Below are 22502 nucleotides of genomic sequence, written 5' to 3' on the forward strand. Positions count from 1 at the left end.
ATCCGCCTCGATGGGGGCAATTCCGCGCTATGCTGGCGCATCGAGTCGCGGCCGGATGCCGCAGGAGCCTGCCCGTTGGAAACCGCGCTTTATTTGCCCGTCAAACGCTTCCTCGAAAAGCTCGGCTTCGCGGTGAAGGGCGAGATCGGCGGCTGCGACCTCGTGGCGCTGAGCGGCGATGATCCACCGGTCGTCGTGATCGGTGAACTCAAGCTCGCATTCAATCTGGAACTGATCCTCCAGGCGGTCGATCGCGCCGGCGCCGCCGATGAGGTGTGGATCGCGGCCAAGGTCTCGGCCCGCGGCAAGGGCCGCGAGAGCGACGCGCGCTACCGCAATCTATGCCGGCGGCTCGGCTTCGGCATGCTCGGCGTCACCGACCGCGGTGACGTCGAGGTGCTGGTGCCGCCGCCGACCGCGGCACCGCGCCGCAATCCGAAGAAGCGCTCGCGCCTGATCACTGAGCATCGCAAGCGCAAAGGCGATCCTGCCATGGGCGGATCGACGCGCGCGCCGATCATGACGGCCTACCGGCAGCAGGCGCTGGCCTGCGCCTGCGCGCTCTCGGATGGGCCGCGGCGCGTCAAGGACCTGCGGGTTGAGTGCCCCGACGCCGGCAAGATCCTGCAGCATAATGTCTATGGCTGGTTCGATCGCGCCGAGCGCGGCATCTATGTGCTGACCGATGCCGGTCGTGCCGCGCTGAAGCGCTGGCCGCAGCAGCCGAATGGTGCGTCAGGGGCACAAGCAGCCCCGTAACTAACCAACTGGGGGAGATCATGATCGTCGTCACCGGCAGCGTCACCGCCCGCCCCGATTCTTTCGACGAGGTGCGGCGATTGAGCCTCGAGCATGTCCATCGCTCGCGCACCGAGCCCGGCTGCATCTCGCACGCGGTCCATGTGGACTGCGAGAATCCGCTCAGGCTGGTGTTTTTCGAGCAATGGGCCGACCGCGCCGCGCTGGCGGCGCATTTCGCGGTCCCCGCGTCGCGCGATTTCGTCCGCTCGTTGCAATCTCTGGCGGCCGCAGCGACCACCATCGAACTTTATGACGCTCACAAGATTGAGAGCCTTTAGCTGCATGGCTGGATTGCCATCTCATATTCATATTGCAATGCAACATTGGGGACCTTACGTATCTCCCGCGATTCAAAGATGAGGCGGCGATGAGCGGAGACTGGAATACCAAGTATGGCACCCGGCGCGTGCGGCATGATCCGCCGACGCTGGAGGAGGCAATCTTCGCGGCCGTCGGCATCACCGATGACGTGGAGGCCCAAGCCGAGATCGCATCGTCCCTGATGGGGTTGCCCTATGACGAGGTGCTGACCGAGGTGAAGAAGACCGCGCGCGTCAGCGCCCGCACCGGCACCGCAACCCGCGTGATCGCTGGCGAACAGGGCGCGCAGCGCTCCGTCGTGGTCGAGCGCCGCGTGGTCCGCCGTCTCGCGCCGGCCAAGCGCACCGGCACCTGAACAACGACATCCGTTAGCTCAAAGAAAAAGGGCAATCCGCTGAGCGGATTGCCCTTTTTGTATTTAAAGTGAGCTCTGAGCTCAGGCTGCCCGGCCCCAACCGGACATCTGCATCACCATTCGCCAATAGGCGCGGTTCATGTCGACGATCGCGCGCGCGGCCGCGACCGGCGTCACCGGAGCGATCGGCGCCGAAGCCGCAGCCGGCGCGTGTTCAGCCTGGTGCTGCTCGGTCAGGTCGATGCTGCCGGTGGACTCACCATGACGGAAGGTCAGCTGCGCACCGAACTTGGTGGCGAGCGCACGCATCGCGTCGTTCTGCGCGCCGGTGGTGATGCGCAGGCTGCCGTAGCCCTTGGCATGCGCCTCGGCGATCAGCTTACGGAACAGCGTGCTGCCGACGCCCTTGCGCCGCGCCGACCGCTCGACGCTGAAGGCGATCTCGGGCTGCGCATCCGGCGACTGCTCCGGCGGATGCAGCTCGGCGGCGCCGCGGACCACGCCATCCTCGAAATAGGCGATGATGACCGTGCCGTCGTTGGCGCAGCGCTCGGCATAGCGGCGGATGAAACTGTCGTCGATGAAGCCATGAAAACGATCATGACGGCTGGTACGATCCAGTCTCAGCAGATGATCGCGCAGCAGAGGAAGCTCCTCTTGCTGGCTCAACGTCCGCACGGTGCCCCGGGCAGAGATCGAACTGATGGAATCGTGGTTCATTTCATAACTCCTCTTGGTAGCCCTCGAGGAGGCGTCGACTCCCTAACCGTCCCTATATTGTGCGCCGCACCATATAATTCAAGCACTGAGATTCATTTAAGTAAACAATGATGTGATCGGCAAATCACATCATTGCCCCATTATAATACCAATTGAGTTTGCGTGACGACGGCAACGAGTTTCCCGTCCTCGGTTTCCAGCCTGGTCTGCCAGACCTGGGTGCGCCGGCCCCGGTGAACCGGCGTCGCCGTGGCGATCACAGTGCTCCCCTCCTTGGCGCCGCCGATGAAGTTGGTCTTGCTCTCCAGCGTCGTGGTGCCCTTGGCGTCCTCAGGCAGGTTGATCACGGTGGCGGCGGCGCCGACTGAGTCCGCTAAGGCCATCACTGCGCCGCCGTGGATTGTGTTCCGCAGGGTGCAGAGGTCCGGCCGCACCACCATCTTCGCGACCACGCGATCCGGGCCGGCCTCGGTGAAGGTGACGCCCTTCAGTTCCGCAAACGGCATCTTCATCGACTGGATCTTTTCGAGCGGCGTCATGGGCACTCCCTCGCTTGTGCGGTCTTCTTTGCGGTTGGTTTCGGCATGATGGATTGCCTGACCGGGCCGAGCAATGACCTCCGAGGTAATCAAGCGGATGACGTCATGGCGCCGTGACAACCCTTGGCGAGTCTGCATACCGTCTGCGATGCGCGACTTCCCTCCCCGCCGGATCGTCTGCCTGACCGAGGAGACGGTCGAGACGCTGTACCTGCTCGGCGAGCAGGACCGCATTGTCGGTGTCTCCGGCTACGCCGTGCGGCCGCCGCAGGTCCGCCGCGAGAAGCCGCGGGTGTCGGCCTTCATCTCCGCCGACATCCCGAAGATCCTGGCGCTCGATCCCGATCTGGTGCTCGCCTTCTCCGACCTGCAGGCCGATATCGTCGCCGATCTGGTGCGTGCCGGTGTCGCCGTCCATGTCTTCAATCAGCGCGATGTCGCAGGCATCCTTGCGATGATCCGCAGCCTCGGCGCGATGGTCGGCGCCGCCGATCGCGCTGAACGGCTCGCGCAAGGCCTCGAACAACGGCTGGCCGCGATCGCTGCAACGCCGCGTCCGGCGCCGCGGCCAAGGGTCTATTTCGAGGAATGGGACGATCCGCTGATCAGCGGCATCGGCTGGGTGTCCGAACTGATCGAGATCGCCGGCGGCGAGGACGCGCTGCCCCACCTGCGCGCGCACAAGGCCGCCAAGGATCGCATCGTCACGCCTGAGGCCGTGCGCGCGGCGATGCCCGACGTGATTCTGGCATCCTGGTGCGGCAAGAAGGTTGTGCCTGACCGCATCCGCAAGCGTGAGGGCTGGAGCGACATTCCGGCCGTGCGCGATGATCGCATCGTCGAGATCAAGTCGCCGATCATCTTGCAGCCCGGCCCTGCCGCGCTGACCGATGGGCTCGACGCAATCGTCAATGCGTTGTGGTCGCGGCACCTATGATTGCTCGCCGCAGTCATTATGAGGCTTCGGGATAACGCTCGTTGCTCACGTCACCGCATTCACGACCTGATATTCTGGCCGGCGCCACACCTCGCCATTGATCACCTCCTCGATGATCTCGGCAGCCTTCAGCACCTCGGCTTCGCCGATATAGAGCGGCGTGATCCCGAACCGCATGATGTCCGGCGCCCGGAAGTCACCGATCACGCCGCGGGCAATCAGCGCCTGCATGGCGGCATATCCGCCGGCGAAGGCGAACGACACTTGCGACCCGCGCTGCGCATGCGCCCGTGGCGTTACCAGCCTCAGCGACGGACAGCGTCGCGCGATCTCAGCTATCAGCAAGTCGCCGAGCGCGAGTGAACGTGCGCGGACTTCGCCCATATCGACACGATCCCAGATGTCGAGCGACGCCTCCAGCGCGGCCATCGCCAACACCGGCGGTGTGCCGACACGCATGCGCTCGACGCCACCGGCAGGTCGATAACCGAGATCGAAGGCGAACGGCTTGGCGTGCCCCATCCAGCCCGACAACGCGGCGCGCGCCTGATCGGCATGCCGCGGCGCGACGTAGAGGAAGGCCGGCGCGCCGGGGCCCGCGTTGAGATATTTATAGGTGCAGCCGGCTGCGAAATCGGCGCCGACGCCGGCAAGATCGACCGGCAGCGCGCCCGCCGAATGGGCGAGATCCCAGACCGTGACAATGCCGAGCGCACGCGCCTTCGCGGTCAGGGTCCGCATGTCGTGGCGACGGCCGGTGCGGTAGTCGACCTCCGTCAAATAGAGCACCGCGATGTCGTCCGACAGCGATGGCTCGACCTCTTCCGGGGCCACCAGCCGCAATTGATGGCCGCGCCCGAGCGTGGCGATCAGCCCTTCCGCCATATAGAGATCGGTCGGGAAATTACCGGTATCGGACAGAACGACCTTGCGCTCCTGGTTCATCTCGAGCGCGGCCGCAAGCGCCTGATAGACTTTGAGCGACAGCGTGTCGCCAATCATCACCGTGCCGGGCGCGGCGCCGATCAGGCGAGCGATGCGGTCGCCCACGCGGCGCGGCTGCACGTACCATCCGGCGCTGTTCCAGGCGCGAATGAGCTCATCGCCCCACTCGGCCGTGATGACCTGCGCAACGCGTTCGGCAACGCCCAGTGGCAGCGCACCAAGCGAGTTGCCGTCAAGATAGATGACATCTGCGGGCAGATGGAACATTGCCTTGGTGTCGTCGTAGACGCGCAGTTGAGTTTTCGCTTCGATCATGACACCTCGCCTAGAGGACGGTGCGGACACGCCACAGTTCGGGAAACAGCTCGACCTCGAGCATCCGCTTGAGATAGCTGACACCTCCGGTCCCGCCGGTGCCGCGCTTGAAGCCGATGACGCGCTCCACCGTCGTCACGTGATTGAAGCGCCAGCGACGAAAATAGTCCTCGAAGTCCACCAGTTTCTCGGCGAGCTCGTAGAGCATCCAATTGGCTTCTGGAGCTTCGTAGACGCGGCGCCAGGCCTGCATCACGCTCTCATCGAAGTGATGGGTCTCGTGGACGTCGCGGGACAGCACGGCCGCGGGCATGGTGAGCCCCTTGCGGTCGGCAAGCCGGAGCACCTCGTCATAAAGGCTCGGCGTCGCAAGCTCGGCCTTGAGCAAGGCCGTCACCTCGGGATCATGCGCGTGCGGTTTCAACATCGCGCCATTGCGATTGCCGAGCAGATACTCGATCAGCCGGTATTGATACGACTGGAGGCCCGAGGATTGTCCGAGCCGCGAGCGGAAATGGGTGTATTCGCTGGGCGTCATGGTGCGCAGCACGTCCCAGGCATTGTTCAACTGCTCGAAGATGCGGGAGACGCGCGCGAGCATCTTCATCGCCGGCGACACCTCTTCGCGGGCGATGGCGTGGCGGGCGGCCCGGAGCTCGTGGATGGCGAGCCGCATCCACAGCTCGGAGGTCTGATGCTGGATGATGAAGAGCATCTCGTCATGCGCGTCCGAAATCGGATGCTGGGCGCCGAGCAGCGCATCGAGTTGCAGATAATCGCTATACGACATTTTCCGGGCGAAATCGGTCTCGGCGCCCTCGACCGCGGGATCGTAGTCGTTGCTGCTCATGACACATCCTCTCGATCGATCCTCGCCTCAAACAAGGCCCAGAAGGCGCCTCGTGATGGCCGAGGATGGATCCTTCAGCCCATCGACAACAGTAAAATGGTTATGCCCGGGGTCGACGACGAGGTGCGTGGGCACGTCGAATCCGGTCCAGATGTTGGCCATCAGCTCTGCCTGACGGATGAACTCGGGTCGCTCGCTACCGCCGACCCAGGTGGTCAGCGGCGATTTGCCCCGTGGCAGATGCAAGGCGGCGCTTTCGAGCGCCGCCTCGCTCATGTTCATCCGGAGCGTCTGGTTCATCGCGGTCTTCAGGAGCGGTCGCAGGTCATGCAGACCGCTGATCGACAGCGTCGCCACTATCCTGTCGTAGACCTCAGGTTCGAGACGGCCGTCGTCGCACAGCATGCGCGTCACGAGATGGCCGCCTGCGGAATGGCCGGCCAATCGAATAGGCCCGGAGACCTGGGCGGCAGCCGAAGCAATCGCGACCGCGATCTCTGCCGTGATGTCTGAGATGCGTGCGGCCGGTGCCAGCGTGTAACTTGGCAGCGCCACCGTCCAGCCGTGGCTTCGCGCGCCCTCGGCGAGGTCGGTCCATGACGATTTATCGAAGCGCATCCAGTAACCGCCATGCACGAAGACGACGAGACCTTTGCTGTCGCCGTCCGGCAGGATCAGGTCGAGGCGCTGCCGCTCGCCCGATCCATAGGCAATATCCGGCTTGAATGATTTAAGTCTGGCGCGATAGGCCGCCGCCCGCTCCGCCCACCGCGCCGGCAGTTGATCCGACCCCGGCACGTGGGCCGAATTGGCGTAGGCATCATCCCAGTCGCGCATCGTGGCTCCTCGAAGACTCGCCGTCGATCGGACGCCATTTTGCCACCGGCGGGGCTGTTCGCCCAGCATTTATTTTAAACTTAAAGCATCTAGTTGACCCACGCTCGAGCCCTCCCCGGCAAACGGAGCGACAGCGCGGCGAGCCCGCAACGCAGAAAAGGCTACGCCTTCTCCACCCCGCACCACTCCGCGATGAACAGCGCCATGGCCTTGGTCGCTTGCCGCAGCGAGTCCAGCTCGACGTATTCGTTGAAGCCGTGCATCGCCGCGCCGCTGGCGCCGAAGCAGAGACTTGGGATGTCGTGGTTCAGGCCGTAAAAGCGCGTATCGGTCAGCGCGGTGAAGGCGCGGTCCTCCACCGCCCCGCCATAGACCGCCCGGTGCGCCTTGGCGAAGGCGGCTTCCGGGGCCTCCGAGTTCACCAGCTCGTAGCCTTCCGAGAGGAAACCCGACCATTCCACCTGCGGCGGGTTGTTGGAGAGGAAACGATGGTCGCGCGCCGCGGCCGCAACGCAAGCCAGGATCTCCTTCTGGCACTCGGCGATCGACCAGCCCGGCAGCACCGCGATACGGCAGTCGACGTCGCACCAGGCCGGCACGCTGGAAGCCCAGTCGCCGCCCTTGATGATGCCCGGATTGAAATTGATCGGATGATTGACGTCCTTGAAATGCTTGTCGGCCTTGGCGCGCTCGTTCCAGGCGATCTCGAGCTTCTCCAGCGCATGCACCAGATGATACGCCGCCATGATCGCGTTGGAGCCTGCGCCGGCCTCGAACACATGCACCGGGAAGCCGCGCACCTTGAGGCGGAACCAGATCACGCCGACCTGCGATCGGATCATCTTGCCGTTGGTCGGCTCCGGGATGAAGCAGGCATCGGCGCGATAGCCGCGCTGCAAGGTCGAGAGCGCGCCGACACCGGTGCTCTCCTCCTCGATCACGGACTGGAAGTGGATCCGCGCCGTCGGCCTCAATCCGGCCTTCCTGATCGCATCCAGTGCATAGAGCGCGGCGATGGTGCCGGACTTCATGTCGCAGGCGCCGCGGCCATACATCCTGCCGTCCTTGATCACAGGCGAGAACGGCGGCGTCTCCCACATCTCCAGCGGACCGGTCGGCACCACGTCGCAGTGGCCCTGCAGGATCAGCGATTTGCCGGCATTGGTCGCCGGGCGGTAGGTGCCGACCACCGTGCGCGCCTTGGAGAAATCATGCTCGATCGGGCCGAAGCCGCGCAGATCCCTGAGTTCGTCGAGATTGATATGCCAGTCGTCGACCTCGTAGCCGCGCTCGCGCAGCAGGTCGCCAATCATGTCCTGGCACGGCCCCTCGGCGCCGCGGGTCGAGGGGATCGCGACAAAGGCCTGCGTCGTCGCAAGCTGCGCATCGAATCCCTCGTCAACGGCGCTAAGGATTCGTTGTTGCGTCTCGGCAGTCATGCAGCAGCTCCATCGGGGACATCAGAAAAGGTGGGAGCCGCAGCGTAACCTGATTTCACTCCGCCGGGTATTGCGCAAAATAGGCGTCCCGCAATGCATCTTCGAGCAGGCGGCCTTCCGAATAGCCATCGAGCGTTGTCGGCCGCCTCACGCCGTCGAGCAACCGCGGACACGGCTCGGGCGCGCCGAGCACGGTGCGCACCGGAATGCGCTCGGCATAGATCGGCAACTCGTAATCCTCGTCGTCGTCGGCGACGCCCTTGGCGCGCACCTTCGCCGAGGCCTCCTCGATCTCCATCGCGATGAACGAGGTCGCCTTGATCTCCTGCTTGTTGCTGGCGCGCAGGCTCGCGGTACGCTCTGGAAAGAAGCGGTCGACCATCGCAACGATCGCCCGCTCTTTCTCTGCGGGATCGGTGACGAGGTAGGCGGAGCCGAACGCCATCACGGCGCGATAGTCGGCCGAGTGGTTGAAGCCGCAGCGTGCCAGCACCAGGCTGTCGAGATGGGCGACCGTCAGGCAAACCCGCTGCCCTTCCGACTGGTTCTCCAGCATCCGGCTCGCGCTCGAGCCGTGCCAGTAGAGCCTGGTGCCCTCGCGCCAGAAGAAGGTCGGCGTGCAATAGGGCTGCCCGTCGATCACGTAGGAGACATGGCACATCATCGAGGCGTCGAGAATCTTGTGCACGGTGGCGTGGTCGTAGAAGCCACGGTCATGGCGGCGCTTCACCCGGTTGCGGGATGACAGCGGATAGGACGGAGTGGATGCACCTTCGGTCACGGCAAGCCTCGCGGGATTTGGAACCTTTCAAGAGTTGTAGCGGCCAATTTGGTCTGCGATAGTGCCAATTCCATGCGAAAAATTCCGACCAATTCCCGCAAGCCCGCGGCGCGCAAGCCGGAGCTGCCGCTCGACCTCACCGGCCCGCATGTCACGGCCGGCGCGGCCTCGCAGCAGCAGCTCTATCAGGCGCTGTGCCACACCATCGTCGGCGGCCTGGTCAAGCCGGGCGAGCCGCTGCCGCCGTCGCGCGCGCTCGCCAAGCAGACCGGCTTCCGCCGCAACGCGGTCACCACGGCCTATGAGCGGCTGATCGCCGACGGCTTTGCGGTGGCGACAACCGGCTCCGGCACATTTGTCGCCGCGCGCATTCCGGCGCGGGCCGGCACGCCGCGACGCGCGAAGATCGCGATCGAGCCGCCGCAGCACGATGCGCTGTCGCTCGGCTGCACCCATATCGATGAGCGCGCGCTGCAGCGCTTCCGCGCCTTTGCCGGCCGCAGGCTGCGCGCCTTCGGCGCCGAGCACCTGCATTACGGCGATCCCCGCGGCAGCAGCGAGTTGCGCGCGGCGATCGCGGACCATTTGCTCTCGGCACGCGGGCTGCGCTGCGATCCCGACCAGATCATGCTGGCCTCGGGCACGCTGCACGCGCTGCGCATCGTGCTCGGGGCGATCCTCAAGCCCGGCGACCAGGTCTGGTGCGAGGATCCCGGCTATCCCGCGGCGCGCCGTGCGATCGAGCATTGCGGCTATCGGCCGGTGTCGGTGCCGGTCGACGCTTCCGGCATGCGCATCGACAAGGGGCGCGCATCCGGGTCGCAGGCGCGCGCCGCCTACGTCACGCCGTCACACCAGTTCCCGCTCGGCGTGCAGATGTCGATGCCGCGCCGGCTCGAGCTGCTCGACTGGGCAAGAGATGCCGGCGCCTTCGTGTTCGAGGACGATTACGACAGCGAGTTCCGCTACGACGGCGCGCCGCTGTTGTCGCTCGCCGGCATCGATCATCTGCGCCGTGTGATCTACATGGGCACGTTTGCGAAGACGCTGTTTCCGGGACTACGGATCGGTTACTGCGCCCTGCCCGAGGCCTTGATCGGCCCAGTGACTGAAGCGCGCGCCGCGCTCGACCGTTTTCCCGGCACATTGATGGAAGGCGCGGTCGCCGACATGCTGAACTCCGGCGCCTTCGCCGCCAATCTGCGCAAGTCGCGAAAACTCTATCGCGAGGCGCGCGACGTCCTGGCGTCGACGCTCACGAGTGCATCCGAGGGCGAGCTCACGGTTCCCGTGCCGTCGCAAGGGCTGCATCTCGTGGCGCGGCTCGATCCCGCGACTGATCCGCTGGTTGCCGCGCATGCGAAGGCAGCCGCGGGCGTCGGTGGCTGGCTGCTCGCCGAGACCTATTATCGCGCGCAGCCATTGCCCGGCTTCGTGCTGGGATTCTCCGGTCATCCGGTTCCGCAACTCGTCACGGCGGCGGAACAACTGGCGAAGACAACGCTGAGCGCGCTGCGCGCGACGCGCAAGATATCCGTCAAGGCAGCCGCCAAGCCGCCACGCTCTAGGAGAATCGCAGCCGCCTGACTAAGGTCGCCCGCGTTGAGTCGTTGAGTCAGTGTCCGCCTAAGGAGATACCGGATGCCCAATCGCAACGTCCTGTATCTCGTGATCGGCGCGCTGGTCGTGATCGCAGGCATGCTCGGTTACAATCTTTACCAGGCGAAGAAGCAGCCCGAAGGCCTGCAGATCAATGTTGGCCCCGACGGGCTCAAGATCCAGAACAAGTGAAGGAGGCCGCGATGTTGCGCATGGGACTGGTCGCACTGGTCGGCATCGCAGCACTTGGCGCGATGGTTCACTCCGCCGCCGCAGAGCAGTCCTTCATGCGCGAAGGTGACATCGTCGACCTCAGGGTCGGTCAGCGCGTCTTCGTCGATGACGGCTCGTGCCCCGCCGGGCAGATCAAGCAGGTCACAGGTTCCAAGCTGAGCGAGAACGGCGTGGTGCGCACCCGCAGCTGCGTGCCGCGCCTCGCCAAAAAATAAGCGCCCCGCTGTCGCGAGGCGCTTGCTTCATCTCTGAGTTGACGCCCTGCTCAGTTCGAAATCGGCTCGAACATGCATTGCAGCGTCGGCTTGGCGATCTTGGTGAAGGTCGGACCGATCTCGTTCTGCTTCGACGGCGGCACCCAATCGGTCTCGATGGTCGGCACGCCGGTCTCGCTGATTCCGCGCAGCAGCGCCTGGCGGAGATCGGGATCGTCCACCGTCGCAGCGGCATGATCGTGCAGGCAACCGCACACGGCCTCGGGATGGGCCCAGCGGCCGAGCATATGCGGCGCGCACTGGCGCACGAATTCGTCGCGCGGCTCAGGCACCCGGTACAGCGACCGGATCTGCATCGACTCGAGGGGGAGCTGGGATTGAGCCTGCGCGGAACCCGCCAAAGGGCCGATCAAGGCGAGGGATGCGAGCATCGCGGCGGAACAGATTCGGAGCAACATGGGGAGCCTTTACCGGCGTTTCTGTTTTTCGCGTCGCGATCAGTTGGCCTGCGCCACCACCATCGGGGCCGAGGTGACGACCGGCGAGCCGTTATAGGAGAAGGTGCCGATGCCGGGCAAACCGGTGTCCGGGGTGCCAGCCATTGACGAACCGGCCATCACGAAAGCGAAGGCGAGGATCAGGCTCATGGTCCGCATCTGACAGTCTCCGTCATTTCGGGTCGGCGCCCGGCGCCGTTCTGTTGACGGTTTGATAACGATCTGCCGTTTCGGGAGTTCTGCGGAACAAGCCAAAAATGGTTTCGTCGGGATGGGAATTGTTTCGTCAGCCGGCGATCCACGAAACATTCAGCGGAAAATCCCAATGCTTTCAATGGGTGCGGTGCGACAAGCAGGCTGCTCAAGATTTCGCGCGTTCAACGGGCTCAGCTGTGGATAGTCCGATTATGCCTGCAAATTGAGTGGTCTACCGCGCTTTCTCTCTGCTGAGATCTTAACTTTCCTCTGCTGAGACAGGAAGCAGTCCAGCAAGGGCGGCATGAACCGGGGAGACGGTCCGGCCGACTCATCTGGGCGCCGTGCAACCAACTCCGCGGTGGCACGTTGTCGTGATCCCGATCCAACGGTTGTTGAGATCAATCCAACGAAGGATGTCCGTCGTGGGCAATGGCAACATCGGTGTTGGCAATGAATCCGCGGCCCGCAAATCCGGCCAGCAGCAACAGATGACGGCCGCGATGCCGCAGCAGGGCGCTTATGTGATGGGCGACAATGAGTGCGCGCCGCAGAAGCTGGTCCGCCTCGTCGGCTGCCGCGACTCGAAGCTCAAGCCGGGCTTGAGCATCGGAGCGAAGCAGTTCGGGCAAACCAAGCGCTAGCTCGCCCGCCGCTTCAGGCGCCCGCGCCAAGCCCCTGCTCCCGCTACTGAATGAACTCACCACACTTCTGCACCGCGGTGGCATCGGCCGCGCCCCATGGCATGATCGGCACCGACGACGTCGAGTTCTTCGGCGAGCCTTCGATCAGCTTGTCCGAATAGACCATGTAGACCAGCACGTTGCGCTTGGCGTCGCAGCCACGCACGATCTGCATCTTCTTGAAGAACAGCGAGCGGCGCTGCCGGAACATGTCGTCGCCCTGGCCGAGCTTGTTCTTGAAGCGGATCGGCCCGATCTGCCGGCAAGCCAGCGAGATATCAGAGACTTCCTCGGCAAGGCCAAGCCAGCCCTTGAACCCGCCCTTCTCCGGCACAGTGAAGTGACAGGCGACGCCCTCGACCTCGGGGTCGTCGACGCCATAGGTCGCGAGCTTGTCGTTGGGGCTCACCCATTTGAACACGGTCGAGCGGCGAAAGATCAGGTCCGGCTCGTCGGCCGCCGCCGCAGGCGTTGCCTGCCCCAGGGTCGCCAATGAGGTGAGCAACATCAGCAGCGCAGCGCACCCCCATCGAGACAGCAGTCGCACGTCACACAAGCTCACAGTTCTCGATGTCATTGAGGTCTCCGCGGGGTGGGTCCCGCCCATGTAGTGCGCAAACGCCGCACAGGAAGGCGCTGACAGTTCGGTGATCAGACCGGGCGTTTAACCTCTTGTGAGGCTTTTTTGTTACTCTTTCGTCGAAAATCCGCCCCTCACGGAAGGGTTAGATCGCTTGCGCTGGTGAACGCGTTTGGCGTCTGCGACAACCAACAGATAGTTTGGACTGGGATTCGGAATATGCGCGCAAGCGGTCGTCGGATTTCGATTTTTGATTCTGCGAATGGGCGGTTCTGGCAGCTTGCAATTCTGACGGCGGCCGGCACCATCGCCGCCTCCTCACAGGCCGATGCGGCGCTGTTCTACTGGAATCGCGACTCCGCCTATTACGGCGATGTCGAGCCGATGCCGCAGCCGGTTCGGCCGAAGCCGAAGCGCAATCTCGCCAAGAAGACTCCGGCGATCGAGAAGGAGGCCGGCAGCAAGCCGCAGGGTCCCCTGATCATCTCGGTCTCGGTCGACCAGCAACGGGTCAGGATCTACGACGCCAACGGCCTCTACGCCGAGAGCCCGGTGTCGACAGGCATGAAGGGGCACTCGACCCCGATGGGTGTCTTCAGCGTCATCCAGAAGCAGAAGTACCATCAGTCCAACATCTACAGCGGCGCGCCGATGCCGTACATGCAGCGCATCACCTGGTCGGGCATCGCCATGCACGCCGGTGTGCTGCCCGGCTATCCGGCCTCGCACGGCTGCATCCGCATGCCGATGTCGTTTGCGGTCAAGATGTACAACTGGACGCGGATGGGCGCCCGCGTGTTCGTCACGCCGGGCGCGATCTCTCCGGAGAATTTCTCGCACCCGCTGCTGGTGACGCAGAAGGTCGCGCCGCAGCAGCCGGTGGCCGACGAGATTCTGAAGATGGATGCGCCGCTCGGCGTGAAGAGCGACAAGGGCGCGGACAAGCCGCAGACCGGACTCGATTTGCGCAGCAGCGTCGGCCATGCCGCCGCCGCGTCGCTGCGCGACAACACCCACACCGCCGACGCCAGCGGCGCGAGCGCGTCGGTGACGATGTCCGATGCGTCCTCCGCCGCGAGCGATCCCGTCGCCGACAAGCTTGCAGCCGACCCGTCACAGCCGACGAAGCCTGAGATCGCCGCGGCCGACAAGCCGGCCGAGACCAATTCCGCCGGCAACGGCAGCGTCGCCACTGACGACAAGTCGGCCGGCGAAACCACCGGCAGCACCGACACGCCGAAGTCGGAGGTCTCCGCGAACGACCCGGTGAAGGCCGAAGCCAAGGCCGACGAACCGAAGGCGGATACCGCCAAGCCTGATGTCGCCGAGGCGCCCAAGGTCGACGCGCCGAAGACCGATGCGGCCAAGGACGCCGCCAAGACGACGGATGCCGTCAAGGCCGTCGACAAGCCCGCCGAGGCAGCAACGGCAGCCGACGCGCCCGACGCCAGCAAGGACGTCGCCAAGGATCCGGCGCGGTTGCCGGGCATCGCCAGGATCGACGTGTCGAAGCGCGCCGGCCAGATCGCGGTATTCATCAGCCGCAAGGATTCCAAGCTCTATGTGCGGCAGAACTTTGCGCCGCTGTTCGAGGTGCCGGTGACGATCGCGGCCAGCGACCGGCCGCTCGGCACGCATGTGTTCACCGCGGAAGCCGACAAATCAGATGCCAACCTGCTGCGCTGGTCGGTGGTGACGCTGCCGACCCGCAACGCCGCCCGCATCGACGTCGAGGACCGCACCTCGCATCGTCGCAAGGTGGCGGCCGCAGCGCCGGTCGAGGTCAAGCCGCAGCCGGCGACCAACAGCCCGGCCGAAGCACTCGACCGCATCTCGATTCCCTCTGACGTGATGGCGCGGATCAACGAAGCGCTCGGCACCGGCGGATCGATCATCGTCTCCGACCTCGGCGTCAACCAGGGCGAGACCGGCGAAGGCACCGACTTCATCCTGCCGCTGCGCTAAGCCCGCTATAACGCCTTCTTGAAAGCTTGGCCCTGCCCGCTGGATTATGATGCGAGCCGCATCTGTTCCGGGGACGAGACCATGATGGACCGCAGGACACTGATCGTGGCGGCCTTCGCCGCGGCCGCAGGCTCCCGTGCGCTGCATGCGGAGCAGCCCGCGATGAGCCGGATCACCGCCTACGCCTTCTCATTCCCTGCACTCGACGGCGGCGACATCCGCCTTGCCGACTATGCCGGCCGTCCCCTGATGATCGTGAACACGGCCTCGCTCTGTGGCTTCACGCCGCAATATGCCGGCCTGCAGCAATTGTGGACCGAGTTCCGCGATCGCGGCTTCGTCATCATCGGCGTGCCGTCCAATGATTTCGGCGGCCAGGAGCCCGGCGGACCGACCGAGATCGCCGAGACCGCGCAGCATCAATACGGCGTCACGTTCCCGATCGCGGCGAAAGCGGTGGTCCGCGGCGCGAACGCCCATCCGTTTTACCGCTGGGCCGCGGAGGCACGGCCGAAGGACGTGCCGCGCTGGAACTTCCATAAATACCTGATCGGCCGTGACGGCTACATCGCGGATGTCTTCCCTGAGTCGGTCACGCCCGACGACACCCGGATCAAGACCGGGATCGCACGGGCATTGGCTGCGGCCTGAGAAGCCGCGATAATCCCCGGAATTAACTGATCCGACGAGGATTTTGGACACGCGCCTGCCACGTTCATTGCCTTGGCGTCGCGACTGCGACTAGGGTACGATCGGTTGGGGGCGAAAGCGGCCCGGTCGCGGCAAAGCCGCTACCTGGAGCGCGATCAGCAGGGAACACACCATGCGCATTGCGGCAGGTCTGATTTTCGCAGGGACCGTATCGTTGCTCGCGTCGAGCGCAGCTTGGTCGCAGACGCCGCCCGCCAAGGGCGCCACTGCTGCGCCGCCGGCAGCTCCCGCGGCCGCAGCTCCAGCGCCTGCCGCCGCGGCACAGGCGCCCGCCGCAGCCGCTGCGCCCGTGCCGCCGAAGCAACCACCGCAGCCGGCGCGCGCCGCCTGCACCAATCCGAACGCACTCGGGGTTGCCCGCACCGTCGAGATCGACACCACGGGCGGACCGGGCTTCGGCTTCGAGCATTTCAAGCAGCTCGACTTCCTGCGCGACCACGAAGTGGTGCTGACCTTCGACGACGGTCCGTGGCCGGGCAACACGCCGGCGGTGCTGAAGGCGCTCGCGGATGAATGCACCACGGGCATCTTCTTCCCGATCGGCAAGCATGCCACCTATCACCCCGAGATCCTGCGTCAGGTCTATGCCGCCGGCCACACCGTCGGCTCGCACACCTGGTCGCACGAGAACCTGAACAACAAGAAGCTGACCGAGGACCAGAAGAAGGACGAGATCGAGCGCGGCCTCGCCGCGGTCAAATGGGCGCTCGAGACCTCACCCTCGCCGTTCTTCCGCTTCCCGGCGCTGCAGCATCCGCCGGAGATGGTCACCTATCTCGGCAACCGCAACATCGCGATCTTCTCCTGCGACCTCGACTCCTTCGACTTCAAGTCGAAGAACTCGCAGCAGGTGATCGACACCGTGATGAAGAAGCTCGCCAAGCTCGGCAAGGGCATCATCCTGATGCACGACTTCCAGAAGCACACCGCGGAAGCCCTGCCGACGCTGCTGACGCAGCTCAAGGCCGGCGGCTACAAGGTGGTCGCGATGCGCGCGAAATTCCCGGCGACCGTGCTGCCGCAATACGAGCAGGAGCTCGCCAAGGACGTCAAGCTGCCGACCGTGAGCTCGCGGCCGGTCAACAGCGTCGTCACGACGGTCGATCAGTAGACGCGCCGGCAAAGTCCTGGTGTCTGCGTTGCGTATCGAGGGTTTCGTCATCGTCTCGGCCGACGGCCGGCTGGCGAATGCGCACAACGTGATGCCGGACGAGCTCAAGATCGACGGCGACAAGCGGTTCTTCACCGCAGCGCTCGATCGCGCCGATCTCGTCGTGCATGGCCGCCACTCCCAGGAAGAGCAACCGAACGCACCGAAGCGGCGTCGCCTGATCCTGACCGGCAAGGTCGCGGCCACCGCGCCCGATCCAACCAATCCGAAGGCACTGTTGTGGAATCCCGCCGGCTGCCCGTTCCAGACCGCGAGCCGCGAGGCCGGCGTGACCTCGGGCATGGTCGCCATCATCGGCGGCCCCGGCGTGTTCGGAATGTTCATGGACCGCTACGATACGTTCTGGCTCTCGGTCGCAGCGAAGGTGCGCATCCCCGACGGCGAGCCGTGCTTTCCCGGCGTCCCTGCCCGCACCCCGCAACAGGTGCTATCAGCGCACGGCCTTCACGCCGGCGAAGCGCAACTGATCGATGCCGCGCAGGACGTCAGCGTCACGCCGTGGCGGCGGGTTGGTTGAGACCGTAGATTTGTAATTCGTAGGATGGGTGGAGCGCAGCGATACCCATCGATTGCTCGGCACAAGAGACGATGGGTTTCGCGGAGTTTATCATCGGGCCGCGCTTGCGCGGACCCGTTGGCTCTACCCATCCTACGCCGTGCCGCCTACACGTCCCCATACGCCGGGTCGTCGCGGCGCGGGCCGCGGCCGTAGCCGGCGATGATGAACAGCGCGCCGACCAGCGACAGGTTCTTCAGCGCGTCGATCAAGGTCCTGAGATTGTCGGGCGCCGGCTGGTTCCAGAAATCATGGAAGTAGAAGGTGACGACGCACACATAGATGATCAGAAGCAGCGCGAAGAACCGCGCCAGCACGTTCACCGCGATCATCAGCCCGGCAAGGATCTCGAAGCCACCGACCACAATCGCCAGCAGCTGCATGAACGGCATGCCGACGACGGTTTCGATCTGCTGGGTATACGGTGCGGCGATGGCCGGGATCGTCAGCTTCGCCGCGATCACATCCGCGGTGGCCTGGATGCCGAACAGCTTGCTCGCTCCCGAATAGAGGAACAGCACGGCAAACAGAATCCGTCCGAAGGTGATGAACGCTGGCATGGGTCGGCCTCACAGGATGGCAGAAATCGGACGAAGCAGGCGCAGCGATTATGGTCGCTCCGCCTGTTTCGATCAAATCGAATCCATCTCGGCTCGCGTACGATGCGGAAAACCGCGCTGCGGTTCTCCGAACATAACGTGCCCAAACAACGCCCGTCAGCCGAACAGCGTCGGCTGCGCGCGGCCGGCACGCTCCTGGGCCTCGACCGCGGCGACCGCGGTCATGTTGAGGATGCCGCGCGCCGTCACGCCGGGGGTGAGGATGTGTGCCGGGCGCGCCGGACCGATCAGGATCGGCCCCACCGGCAACGCGTTGGCCAGCGATTTGATCATCTGATAGGCGATGTTGGCGGCGTCGAGGGTCGGCATGATCAGGATGTTGGCCTCGCCTTCCAGCCGCGATTGCGGCAGCACCAAGCGCCGCGCCGCGGCCGACAGCGCGGTATCGCCCTGCATTTCGCCGTCGGCCTCGATCTCCGGATGCTTGTCCTTCAGGAGCTGGGTGGCCCGGCGCATCTTGCGCGAGGAGTCCGTATCATAGCTGCCGAAGTCGGAATGTGACACGAACGCAACCTTCGGCTTGAAGGCGAAGCGCTGGACGTGGATCGCCGCGAGCGAGGCCACTTCCGCCAATTCCTCCGCGCTCGGATTCGGCCGCACCTGGGTATCGGCGATGAAATGGGCGCCGGTCGAGGTGATCATCAGTGCCAGCGCGGCGTAGTCGCTGACCCCCGGCAGGAAGCCGATGATCTCGCGGACATGGCGCAGATGGCTCATGTAGCGGCCCTCGACGCCGCACAGCATCGCATCGGCCTCGCCGCGCGACACCGCCAGCGCCGCGATCACGGTGTTGTTGGTGCGGACCACGGTCCGCGCCGCCTCCGGCGTCACCCCGCGGCGGCCGGCGACGTCGATATAGGACTGCACGTAGGAGCGGTAGCGCGGATCGTCCTCGGGATTAACCAGGTCGAAATCGCGGCCGGCCTTGATCGAGAGGCCGAAGCGCTTGATCCGGGTCTCCACCACCGACGGCCGGCCGACCAGGATCGGCCGCGCCAGCTTCTCCTCCAGCACCACCTGCGTCGCACGCAGCACCCGCTCATCCTCGCCTTCGGCGTAGATCACGCGCACCGGCTGGGTCTTCGCCTTGGCGAACACCGGCTTCATGGTGAGGCCGGAGCGGAACGCGAAACGCTCGAGACTTGCGGTGTACTCGTCGAAATTGGTGATCGGCCGGGTCGCGACGCCGGACTCGATCGCGGCCCTGGCCACGGCCGGCGCGATGCGCAGGATCAGGCGCGGATCGAACGGGCTTGGGATCAGCGAGCCCGGGCCGAACCCCTGGGTCTCGCCGGTCTCGAAACCATGCGCCACCGCATCCGACGGCGGATCGCGCGCGAGCTGCGCGATCGCATCCACCGCGGCGTGCTTCATCGCCTCGTTGATCGCGGTGGCGCCGACGTCGAGCGCGCCGCGGAAGATGAAGGGGAAGCACAGCACGTTGTTAACCTGGTTCGGGAAGTCCGACCGTCCTGTGCAGATCATCGCATCGGGACGCGCCAGCCGCGCCTCGTCCGGCATGATCTCGGGTACCGGATTGGCAAGCGCCATCACCAGCGGCTTGTCCCCCATCTGCTTGACCATCTCGGGCTTGAGCACGCCCGGCGCCGACAGTCCGATGAAGATGTCCGCGCCCGGAATGACGTCGGCCAGCACGCGTGCGTCGGTCTTCTGGGTATAGACCGCCTTCCAGCGATCCATCGTGGTGTTGCGGCCGTCATAAACCACACCGTCGATGTCGCAGACCCAAATGTTCTTGCGCTGCGCGCCCATCGAGACCAGCAGATTGAGGGTCGCGATGGCGGCGGCGCCGGCGCCGGAGCAGACGATCTTCACATCGCTCAGTTGCTTGCCGTTCAACAGCAGCCCGTTGACGATCGCGGCGGCGACGATGATGGCGGTGCCGTGCTGGTCGTCGTGGAATACCGGGATCTTCATGCGCTCCTTGAGCTGCGTCTCGATCTCGAAGCACTCGGGCCCGCGGATGTCCTCCAGATTGATGCCGCCGAAGGTCGGCTCCAGCGCGGCGACGGTCTCGACCACGCGCTCGATCGTGTCGGCCTTGATCTCGATGTCGAACACGTCGATGCCGGCGAACTTCTTGAACAGCACCGCCTTGCCTTCCATGACGGGCTTGGAGGCCAGCGGGCCGATATTGCCGAGGCCGAGCACCGCAGTGCCGTTCGAGACCACCGCGACGAGATTGGCGCGAGCCGTCAGCGTCGCCGCCTCGGCCGGGTTCTTGGCGATCTCGGTGCAGGCGGCGGCAACGCCCGGCGAATAGGCCAGCGCCAGGTCGCGCTGGTTGGCGAGCGGCTTGATGGCCTGGATCTCGAGCTTGCCCGGACGCGGCAGCCGGTGATAGGCGAGCGCGGCGTTATGGAGTTCTTCAGACGATGACGACATACGTGCTCCCCGCGTTTCCGGCCCAAATTTCTTGTTTCTGTGCTAATCCAGGCAAAAGTCAGTTGTCCGGCAAATCGAGCTGGATGTGAAGCATGTCCGGCCGCTTGGATGCAACATCCGATAATACCCCCGTCAACAGGCCTGGACGGCCCAGTTCGCCGATGCTGCACCGTCCGGCCGCAGCTTGGCAATTTTTTTCCCTTGATGATCCGGAGTTGACCGAATGAAGAAAATTCTGCTCGGCCTGATCGCGGTCGTCGTGATTGCGATCGGCGGCTTCTTCGGCTTCGACCTCTATACCCAGCGTCGGATCACGAGCGCCGTGGAGGCCGTATTTGACCAGGTCCGCGCCGAAGGCGGCACGGCGAGCCATGGCCGGATTTCATTCGACCTGATGCAGCGCACCCTGACCATCGGGGATATCGCCGTCGAAACCGGCACGCAGCCGCCGTTCAGGCTGAAGGCGGCCACCGTGATGGCCTATGGCGTCGACCGATCCGACACCTCGCGCTTTTCCGCCGCGAGCCTTGAGGCCCGCGACGTCGAAATCGATGCCACGATGGGCGACAGGCAGGCCGTCGCGCTCAACTACAAGGTGCCGCAGGTCACGGTGAAGGATTTCACCGGCCCGACCGGTGTTCGCCAACTTCGGAAGTCGGCATCGCTGTTCGATCTCTACGGGTTCGGCCTCGCCTATCTGGCCGGCGTCAGCGCCTCGTCGATCACGGCCCCCCGCCTGACCGGAACGGTCAAGACCGCCACGACAGGTGCCGACAGCATGAGCGGCGAATACACCTACTCGAACGTTGTGCTCGACAACATCAAAGGCGGGAAGATCGCGTCCAGCAAGACCGACGGCGCCGTCTTCACCTTCAACTCCCAACCCGGGGGCAAGCCACTCAAGACAACCGGCGAGCTCTCGAACATTGTCGCGACAGATATCGACGTCGGCGCGATGGCGGCGATATTCGATCCCGCCAAGGCCAACGACGACCGCGACTACCGGGTCCAGGGACATGTTTCGGCCGGTCCCTACATCATCAACGCCACGCCCGGCCTGAATACGCGGATCGACGGTGTGACGATCGATGACGTCAGGATCAACCCGTCACGGATGCAGCTGCCGTCGTTGTTGGCAATGATCCCGCCGCCGGGGAGTCCGCCGCCATCTCCGGCCCAGGCGCGCGAACTGCTGGATAACATCGCCGGCCTCTACGCGGGCTTCAGCATAGGAAATGCTGAGATGCACGGGCTCTCGATGGAGGCACCACAGGCACCGCAGACGCAGCTAAAGCTCTCTTCAATGCGATTCAACTTCGAACGCGGCAAGATCGGCGAGCTCGCAGTCGAGGGAATTGACGCCCATGCCCCGAACGGCCCCTTCAAGGTCGGACGCTTCGCGCTGAAGGCGCTCGATGTCGCGAGCTTCCTGCGGCTGTCGTCACAGTTCGCAGCCCAGAAGCCGTCGGCCGAACAGACGCTGGCGCTGTTTCCCCTGATCGAGGGCGTCGAGATCAAGGGTGTTACGGCGCCCTACAAGGCCACCGGCAAGCCGGTCAACATCGACGTCCTCAGCCTCGATTGGGGTCAGTTCGTCGGAACGATCCCGAGCAAGCTGCGGCTGATCGCGAAGATGGCTGCACCGCTGGATGCAACGGATCCGCAGCAGCAGGCACTCGTCGCAGCCGGCATCGACCGCATGGCCGTCGATGCCGATCTCGGCGCTGCCTGGACCGAGACGTCACGGTCGTTCGCGCTCGAGCCGGTCAAGCTTGACGTGGCGGGCCTTTTGAACGCATCGGCGAAGCTCACGCTCGGCAACGTGCCGCGCGAGGCATTTTCGGTCAGCGCCGCGGAGGCGATGGGCGCAGCCGCGCAGATCGAGGCCGGCGCGACCGAGCTTGTGGTCCACGACCTCGGCGTCATCGACTTCGCGGTCGCCCAGTTCGCCCGCACCCAGAACGTCGGCCGCGACGAGGCGCGCAGGGCCATCCTCGACAGCATCAAGGCGCAGGGCGACGCGATCGGCGGAGGCAATCCGGATGCGACAGCCCTCGTCACCGCGATCAGCCAGTTCATCGAGACGCCGGGGCAGACGCTGGTCATCAAGCTGACCCCGCGCGCGAAAGCGCCGGCGCTTCAGCTGATGCAACTGCTCAAGACCGATCCGCAATCGGCCCTGGCGCAATTCAAGATCGAGGCCTCGACGGGATTGTGAGCTTCCATTCGA

General features: G+C 64.9%; 25 protein-coding genes. 13 read left to right on the forward strand and 12 right to left on the reverse strand.

Annotated features, from left to right (window positions below; all coding sequences use genetic code 11):
- Positions 1-75 precede the first annotated feature (75 nt).
- From FBZ93_RS01760 to FBZ93_RS01770, 3 genes are all read left to right on the forward strand, one after another.
- On the forward strand, positions 76-759 hold the full coding sequence (locus FBZ93_RS01760) for a DUF2161 domain-containing phosphodiesterase (RefSeq protein ID WP_146984274.1): 684 nt from the start codon (positions 76-78) through the stop codon (positions 757-759).
- 20 nt (positions 760-779) lie between these two features.
- Positions 780-1079, forward strand: a complete 300-nt coding sequence (locus tag FBZ93_RS01765; RefSeq protein ID WP_146984275.1) for a putative quinol monooxygenase — start codon at positions 780-782, stop codon at positions 1077-1079.
- Positions 1080-1168: 89 nt separating this feature from the next.
- Entirely contained in the window at positions 1169-1477 is a 309-nt protein-coding gene (locus FBZ93_RS01770) for a hypothetical protein (RefSeq protein ID WP_146984276.1), read from the forward strand.
- Positions 1478-1558: 81 nt separating this feature from the next.
- Here the strand turns inward: FBZ93_RS01770 and FBZ93_RS01775 are convergent, their stop codons facing one another.
- Complete coding sequence (locus FBZ93_RS01775; RefSeq protein ID WP_146984277.1) at positions 1559-2197, reverse strand: GNAT family N-acetyltransferase; 639 nt, start codon at positions 2195-2197, stop codon at positions 1559-1561.
- Between the two features lie 140 nt (positions 2198-2337).
- Positions 2338-2736, reverse strand: a complete 399-nt coding sequence (locus tag FBZ93_RS01780; RefSeq protein ID WP_146984278.1) for a PaaI family thioesterase — start codon at positions 2734-2736, stop codon at positions 2338-2340.
- A gap of 148 nt (positions 2737-2884) precedes the next feature.
- Here FBZ93_RS01780 and FBZ93_RS01785 point away from each other — a divergent pair, with 148 nt between their 5' ends.
- Positions 2885-3673 carry a cobalamin-binding protein gene (locus tag FBZ93_RS01785; protein ID WP_146984279.1) on the forward strand — a complete coding sequence of 263 codons (789 nt, stop codon included), beginning with the start codon at positions 2885-2887 and terminating at the stop codon, positions 3671-3673.
- Between the two features lie 45 nt (positions 3674-3718).
- Here the strand turns inward: FBZ93_RS01785 and kynU are convergent, their stop codons facing one another.
- The 5 genes from kynU to FBZ93_RS01810 form a co-directional block, all read right to left on the reverse strand.
- Positions 3719-4933 (reverse strand): kynureninase, encoded by a 1215-nt coding sequence (gene kynU, locus FBZ93_RS01790; RefSeq protein ID WP_146984280.1) that lies wholly within the window; start codon positions 4931-4933, stop codon positions 3719-3721.
- A gap of 10 nt (positions 4934-4943) precedes the next feature.
- Complete coding sequence (gene kynA / locus FBZ93_RS01795) at positions 4944-5783, reverse strand: tryptophan 2,3-dioxygenase (RefSeq protein WP_146984281.1); 840 nt, start codon at positions 5781-5783, stop codon at positions 4944-4946.
- A 27-nt stretch (positions 5784-5810) separates the two neighbouring features.
- Positions 5811-6620 carry an alpha/beta hydrolase gene (locus FBZ93_RS01800; RefSeq protein ID WP_146984282.1) on the reverse strand — a complete coding sequence of 270 codons (810 nt, stop codon included), beginning with the start codon at positions 6618-6620 and terminating at the stop codon, positions 5811-5813.
- Positions 6621-6781: 161 nt separating this feature from the next.
- Entirely contained in the window at positions 6782-8059 is a 1278-nt protein-coding gene (locus tag FBZ93_RS01805) for an ArgE/DapE family deacylase (protein WP_146984283.1), read from the reverse strand.
- Positions 8060-8114: 55 nt separating this feature from the next.
- The gene (locus FBZ93_RS01810; RefSeq protein WP_146984284.1) at positions 8115-8840 is read right to left on the reverse strand and encodes a pyridoxamine 5'-phosphate oxidase family protein; all 726 of its coding nucleotides are present in this window, start codon (positions 8838-8840) and stop codon (positions 8115-8117) included.
- A 72-nt stretch (positions 8841-8912) separates the two neighbouring features.
- On the opposite strand from FBZ93_RS01810, the gene FBZ93_RS01815 reads away from it, so the two are divergent.
- Genes FBZ93_RS01815 through FBZ93_RS01820 form a run of 3 tightly spaced genes read left to right on the forward strand, consistent with a single transcriptional unit; the run spans position 8913 to position 10888 of the window.
- Positions 8913-10427 (forward strand): PLP-dependent aminotransferase family protein, encoded by a 1515-nt coding sequence (locus FBZ93_RS01815; protein ID WP_146984285.1) that lies wholly within the window; start codon positions 8913-8915, stop codon positions 10425-10427.
- A gap of 54 nt (positions 10428-10481) precedes the next feature.
- Positions 10482-10631 (forward strand): hypothetical protein, encoded by a 150-nt coding sequence (locus tag FBZ93_RS40450; protein WP_021079695.1) that lies wholly within the window; start codon positions 10482-10484, stop codon positions 10629-10631.
- An 11-nt stretch (positions 10632-10642) separates the two neighbouring features.
- A complete protein-coding gene (locus FBZ93_RS01820; protein WP_349643250.1) occupies positions 10643-10888 on the forward strand; it encodes a DUF6719 family protein in 246 nt (81 codons plus the stop codon).
- 50 nt (positions 10889-10938) lie between these two features.
- Here the strand turns inward: FBZ93_RS01820 and FBZ93_RS01825 are convergent, their stop codons facing one another.
- Entirely contained in the window at positions 10939-11346 is a 408-nt protein-coding gene (locus tag FBZ93_RS01825) for a hypothetical protein (RefSeq protein ID WP_146984287.1), read from the reverse strand.
- 39 nt (positions 11347-11385) lie between these two features.
- Positions 11386-11544 carry a hypothetical protein gene (locus tag FBZ93_RS40455; protein ID WP_167528875.1) on the reverse strand — a complete coding sequence of 53 codons (159 nt, stop codon included), beginning with the start codon at positions 11542-11544 and terminating at the stop codon, positions 11386-11388.
- Positions 11545-11996: 452 nt separating this feature from the next.
- Between FBZ93_RS40455 and FBZ93_RS01830 the strand changes: the two genes are divergently transcribed.
- Complete coding sequence (locus FBZ93_RS01830; protein ID WP_146984708.1) at positions 11997-12224, forward strand: hypothetical protein; 228 nt, start codon at positions 11997-11999, stop codon at positions 12222-12224.
- 43 nt (positions 12225-12267) lie between these two features.
- Here the strand turns inward: FBZ93_RS01830 and FBZ93_RS01835 are convergent, their stop codons facing one another.
- Positions 12268-12840: a CreA family protein gene (locus FBZ93_RS01835; protein ID WP_074126666.1), complete on the reverse strand. Its 573-nt coding sequence runs from the start codon at positions 12838-12840 to the stop codon at positions 12268-12270.
- 222 nt (positions 12841-13062) lie between these two features.
- On the opposite strand from FBZ93_RS01835, the gene FBZ93_RS01840 reads away from it, so the two are divergent.
- The 4 genes from FBZ93_RS01840 to FBZ93_RS01855 all read left to right on the forward strand — a co-directional run bounded on the left by FBZ93_RS01840 (position 13063) and on the right by FBZ93_RS01855 (position 17207).
- Entirely contained in the window at positions 13063-14808 is a 1746-nt protein-coding gene (locus FBZ93_RS01840) for a L,D-transpeptidase family protein (protein ID WP_146984288.1), read from the forward strand.
- A gap of 81 nt (positions 14809-14889) precedes the next feature.
- On the forward strand, positions 14890-15459 hold the full coding sequence (locus tag FBZ93_RS01845; protein WP_146984289.1) for a glutathione peroxidase: 570 nt from the start codon (positions 14890-14892) through the stop codon (positions 15457-15459).
- A gap of 172 nt (positions 15460-15631) precedes the next feature.
- Positions 15632-16630 (forward strand): polysaccharide deacetylase family protein, encoded by a 999-nt coding sequence (locus FBZ93_RS01850; RefSeq protein ID WP_146984290.1) that lies wholly within the window; start codon positions 15632-15634, stop codon positions 16628-16630.
- 19 nt (positions 16631-16649) lie between these two features.
- Complete coding sequence (locus FBZ93_RS01855; protein WP_146984291.1) at positions 16650-17207, forward strand: dihydrofolate reductase; 558 nt, start codon at positions 16650-16652, stop codon at positions 17205-17207.
- 146 nt (positions 17208-17353) lie between these two features.
- Here FBZ93_RS01855 and FBZ93_RS01860 read toward each other — a convergent pair whose 3' ends face one another.
- On the reverse strand, positions 17354-17806 hold the full coding sequence (locus FBZ93_RS01860; protein ID WP_146984292.1) for a DoxX family protein: 453 nt from the start codon (positions 17804-17806) through the stop codon (positions 17354-17356).
- A 156-nt stretch (positions 17807-17962) separates the two neighbouring features.
- Positions 17963-20272 (reverse strand): NADP-dependent malic enzyme, encoded by a 2310-nt coding sequence (locus tag FBZ93_RS01865; RefSeq protein ID WP_146984293.1) that lies wholly within the window; start codon positions 20270-20272, stop codon positions 17963-17965.
- Positions 20273-20495: 223 nt separating this feature from the next.
- Here FBZ93_RS01865 and FBZ93_RS01870 point away from each other — a divergent pair, with 223 nt between their 5' ends.
- Positions 20496-22490, forward strand: coding sequence for a hypothetical protein (locus FBZ93_RS01870; protein ID WP_146984294.1), 1995 nt, complete (start codon positions 20496-20498; stop codon positions 22488-22490).
- The last annotated feature ends 12 nt before the right edge of the window (positions 22491-22502 follow it).

Source organism: Bradyrhizobium macuxiense (genome assembly GCF_007993935.1).
GTDB lineage: Bacteria > Pseudomonadota > Alphaproteobacteria > Rhizobiales > Xanthobacteraceae > Bradyrhizobium > Bradyrhizobium macuxiense_A.

Excerpts from the sequence above, each read along its gene's own strand:
- FBZ93_RS01840 (WP_146984288.1), top strand. The coding sequence starts at position 13,063 with ATGCGCGCAAGCGGTCGTCGGATTTCGATTTTTGATTCTGCGAATGGG.
- kynU (WP_146984280.1), bottom strand. The coding sequence starts at position 4,933 with ATGATCGAAGCGAAAACTCAACTGCGCGTCTACGACGACACCAAGGCA.
- FBZ93_RS01770 (WP_146984276.1), top strand. The coding sequence starts at position 1,169 with ATGAGCGGAGACTGGAATACCAAGTATGGCACCCGGCGCGTGCGGCAT.
- FBZ93_RS01815 (WP_146984285.1), top strand. The coding sequence starts at position 8,913 with ATGCGAAAAATTCCGACCAATTCCCGCAAGCCCGCGGCGCGCAAGCCG.
- FBZ93_RS01825 (WP_146984287.1), bottom strand. The coding sequence starts at position 11,346 with ATGTTGCTCCGAATCTGTTCCGCCGCGATGCTCGCATCCCTCGCCTTG.
- FBZ93_RS01845 (WP_146984289.1), top strand. The coding sequence starts at position 14,890 with ATGATGGACCGCAGGACACTGATCGTGGCGGCCTTCGCCGCGGCCGCA.
- FBZ93_RS01775 (WP_146984277.1), bottom strand. The coding sequence starts at position 2,197 with ATGAACCACGATTCCATCAGTTCGATCTCTGCCCGGGGCACCGTGCGG.
- FBZ93_RS40455 (WP_167528875.1), bottom strand. The coding sequence starts at position 11,544 with ATGCGGACCATGAGCCTGATCCTCGCCTTCGCTTTCGTGATGGCCGGT.
- FBZ93_RS01870 (WP_146984294.1), top strand. The coding sequence starts at position 20,496 with ATGAAGAAAATTCTGCTCGGCCTGATCGCGGTCGTCGTGATTGCGATC.
- FBZ93_RS01800 (WP_146984282.1), bottom strand. The coding sequence starts at position 6,620 with ATGCGCGACTGGGATGATGCCTACGCCAATTCGGCCCACGTGCCGGGG.
- FBZ93_RS01860 (WP_146984292.1), bottom strand. The coding sequence starts at position 17,806 with ATGCCAGCGTTCATCACCTTCGGACGGATTCTGTTTGCCGTGCTGTTC.
- FBZ93_RS01765 (WP_146984275.1), top strand. The coding sequence starts at position 780 with ATGATCGTCGTCACCGGCAGCGTCACCGCCCGCCCCGATTCTTTCGAC.
- FBZ93_RS01850 (WP_146984290.1), top strand. The coding sequence starts at position 15,632 with ATGCGCATTGCGGCAGGTCTGATTTTCGCAGGGACCGTATCGTTGCTC.
- FBZ93_RS01820 (WP_349643250.1), top strand. The coding sequence starts at position 10,643 with ATGTTGCGCATGGGACTGGTCGCACTGGTCGGCATCGCAGCACTTGGC.
- FBZ93_RS01865 (WP_146984293.1), bottom strand. The coding sequence starts at position 20,272 with ATGTCGTCATCGTCTGAAGAACTCCATAACGCCGCGCTCGCCTATCAC.
- FBZ93_RS01785 (WP_146984279.1), top strand. The coding sequence starts at position 2,885 with ATGCGCGACTTCCCTCCCCGCCGGATCGTCTGCCTGACCGAGGAGACG.
- FBZ93_RS01835 (WP_074126666.1), bottom strand. The coding sequence starts at position 12,840 with ATGACATCGAGAACTGTGAGCTTGTGTGACGTGCGACTGCTGTCTCGA.
- FBZ93_RS01805 (WP_146984283.1), bottom strand. The coding sequence starts at position 8,059 with ATGACTGCCGAGACGCAACAACGAATCCTTAGCGCCGTTGACGAGGGA.
- FBZ93_RS01780 (WP_146984278.1), bottom strand. The coding sequence starts at position 2,736 with ATGACGCCGCTCGAAAAGATCCAGTCGATGAAGATGCCGTTTGCGGAA.
- FBZ93_RS01830 (WP_146984708.1), top strand. The coding sequence starts at position 11,997 with ATGTCCGTCGTGGGCAATGGCAACATCGGTGTTGGCAATGAATCCGCG.
- FBZ93_RS40450 (WP_021079695.1), top strand. The coding sequence starts at position 10,482 with ATGCCCAATCGCAACGTCCTGTATCTCGTGATCGGCGCGCTGGTCGTG.
- kynA (WP_146984281.1), bottom strand. The coding sequence starts at position 5,783 with ATGAGCAGCAACGACTACGATCCCGCGGTCGAGGGCGCCGAGACCGAT.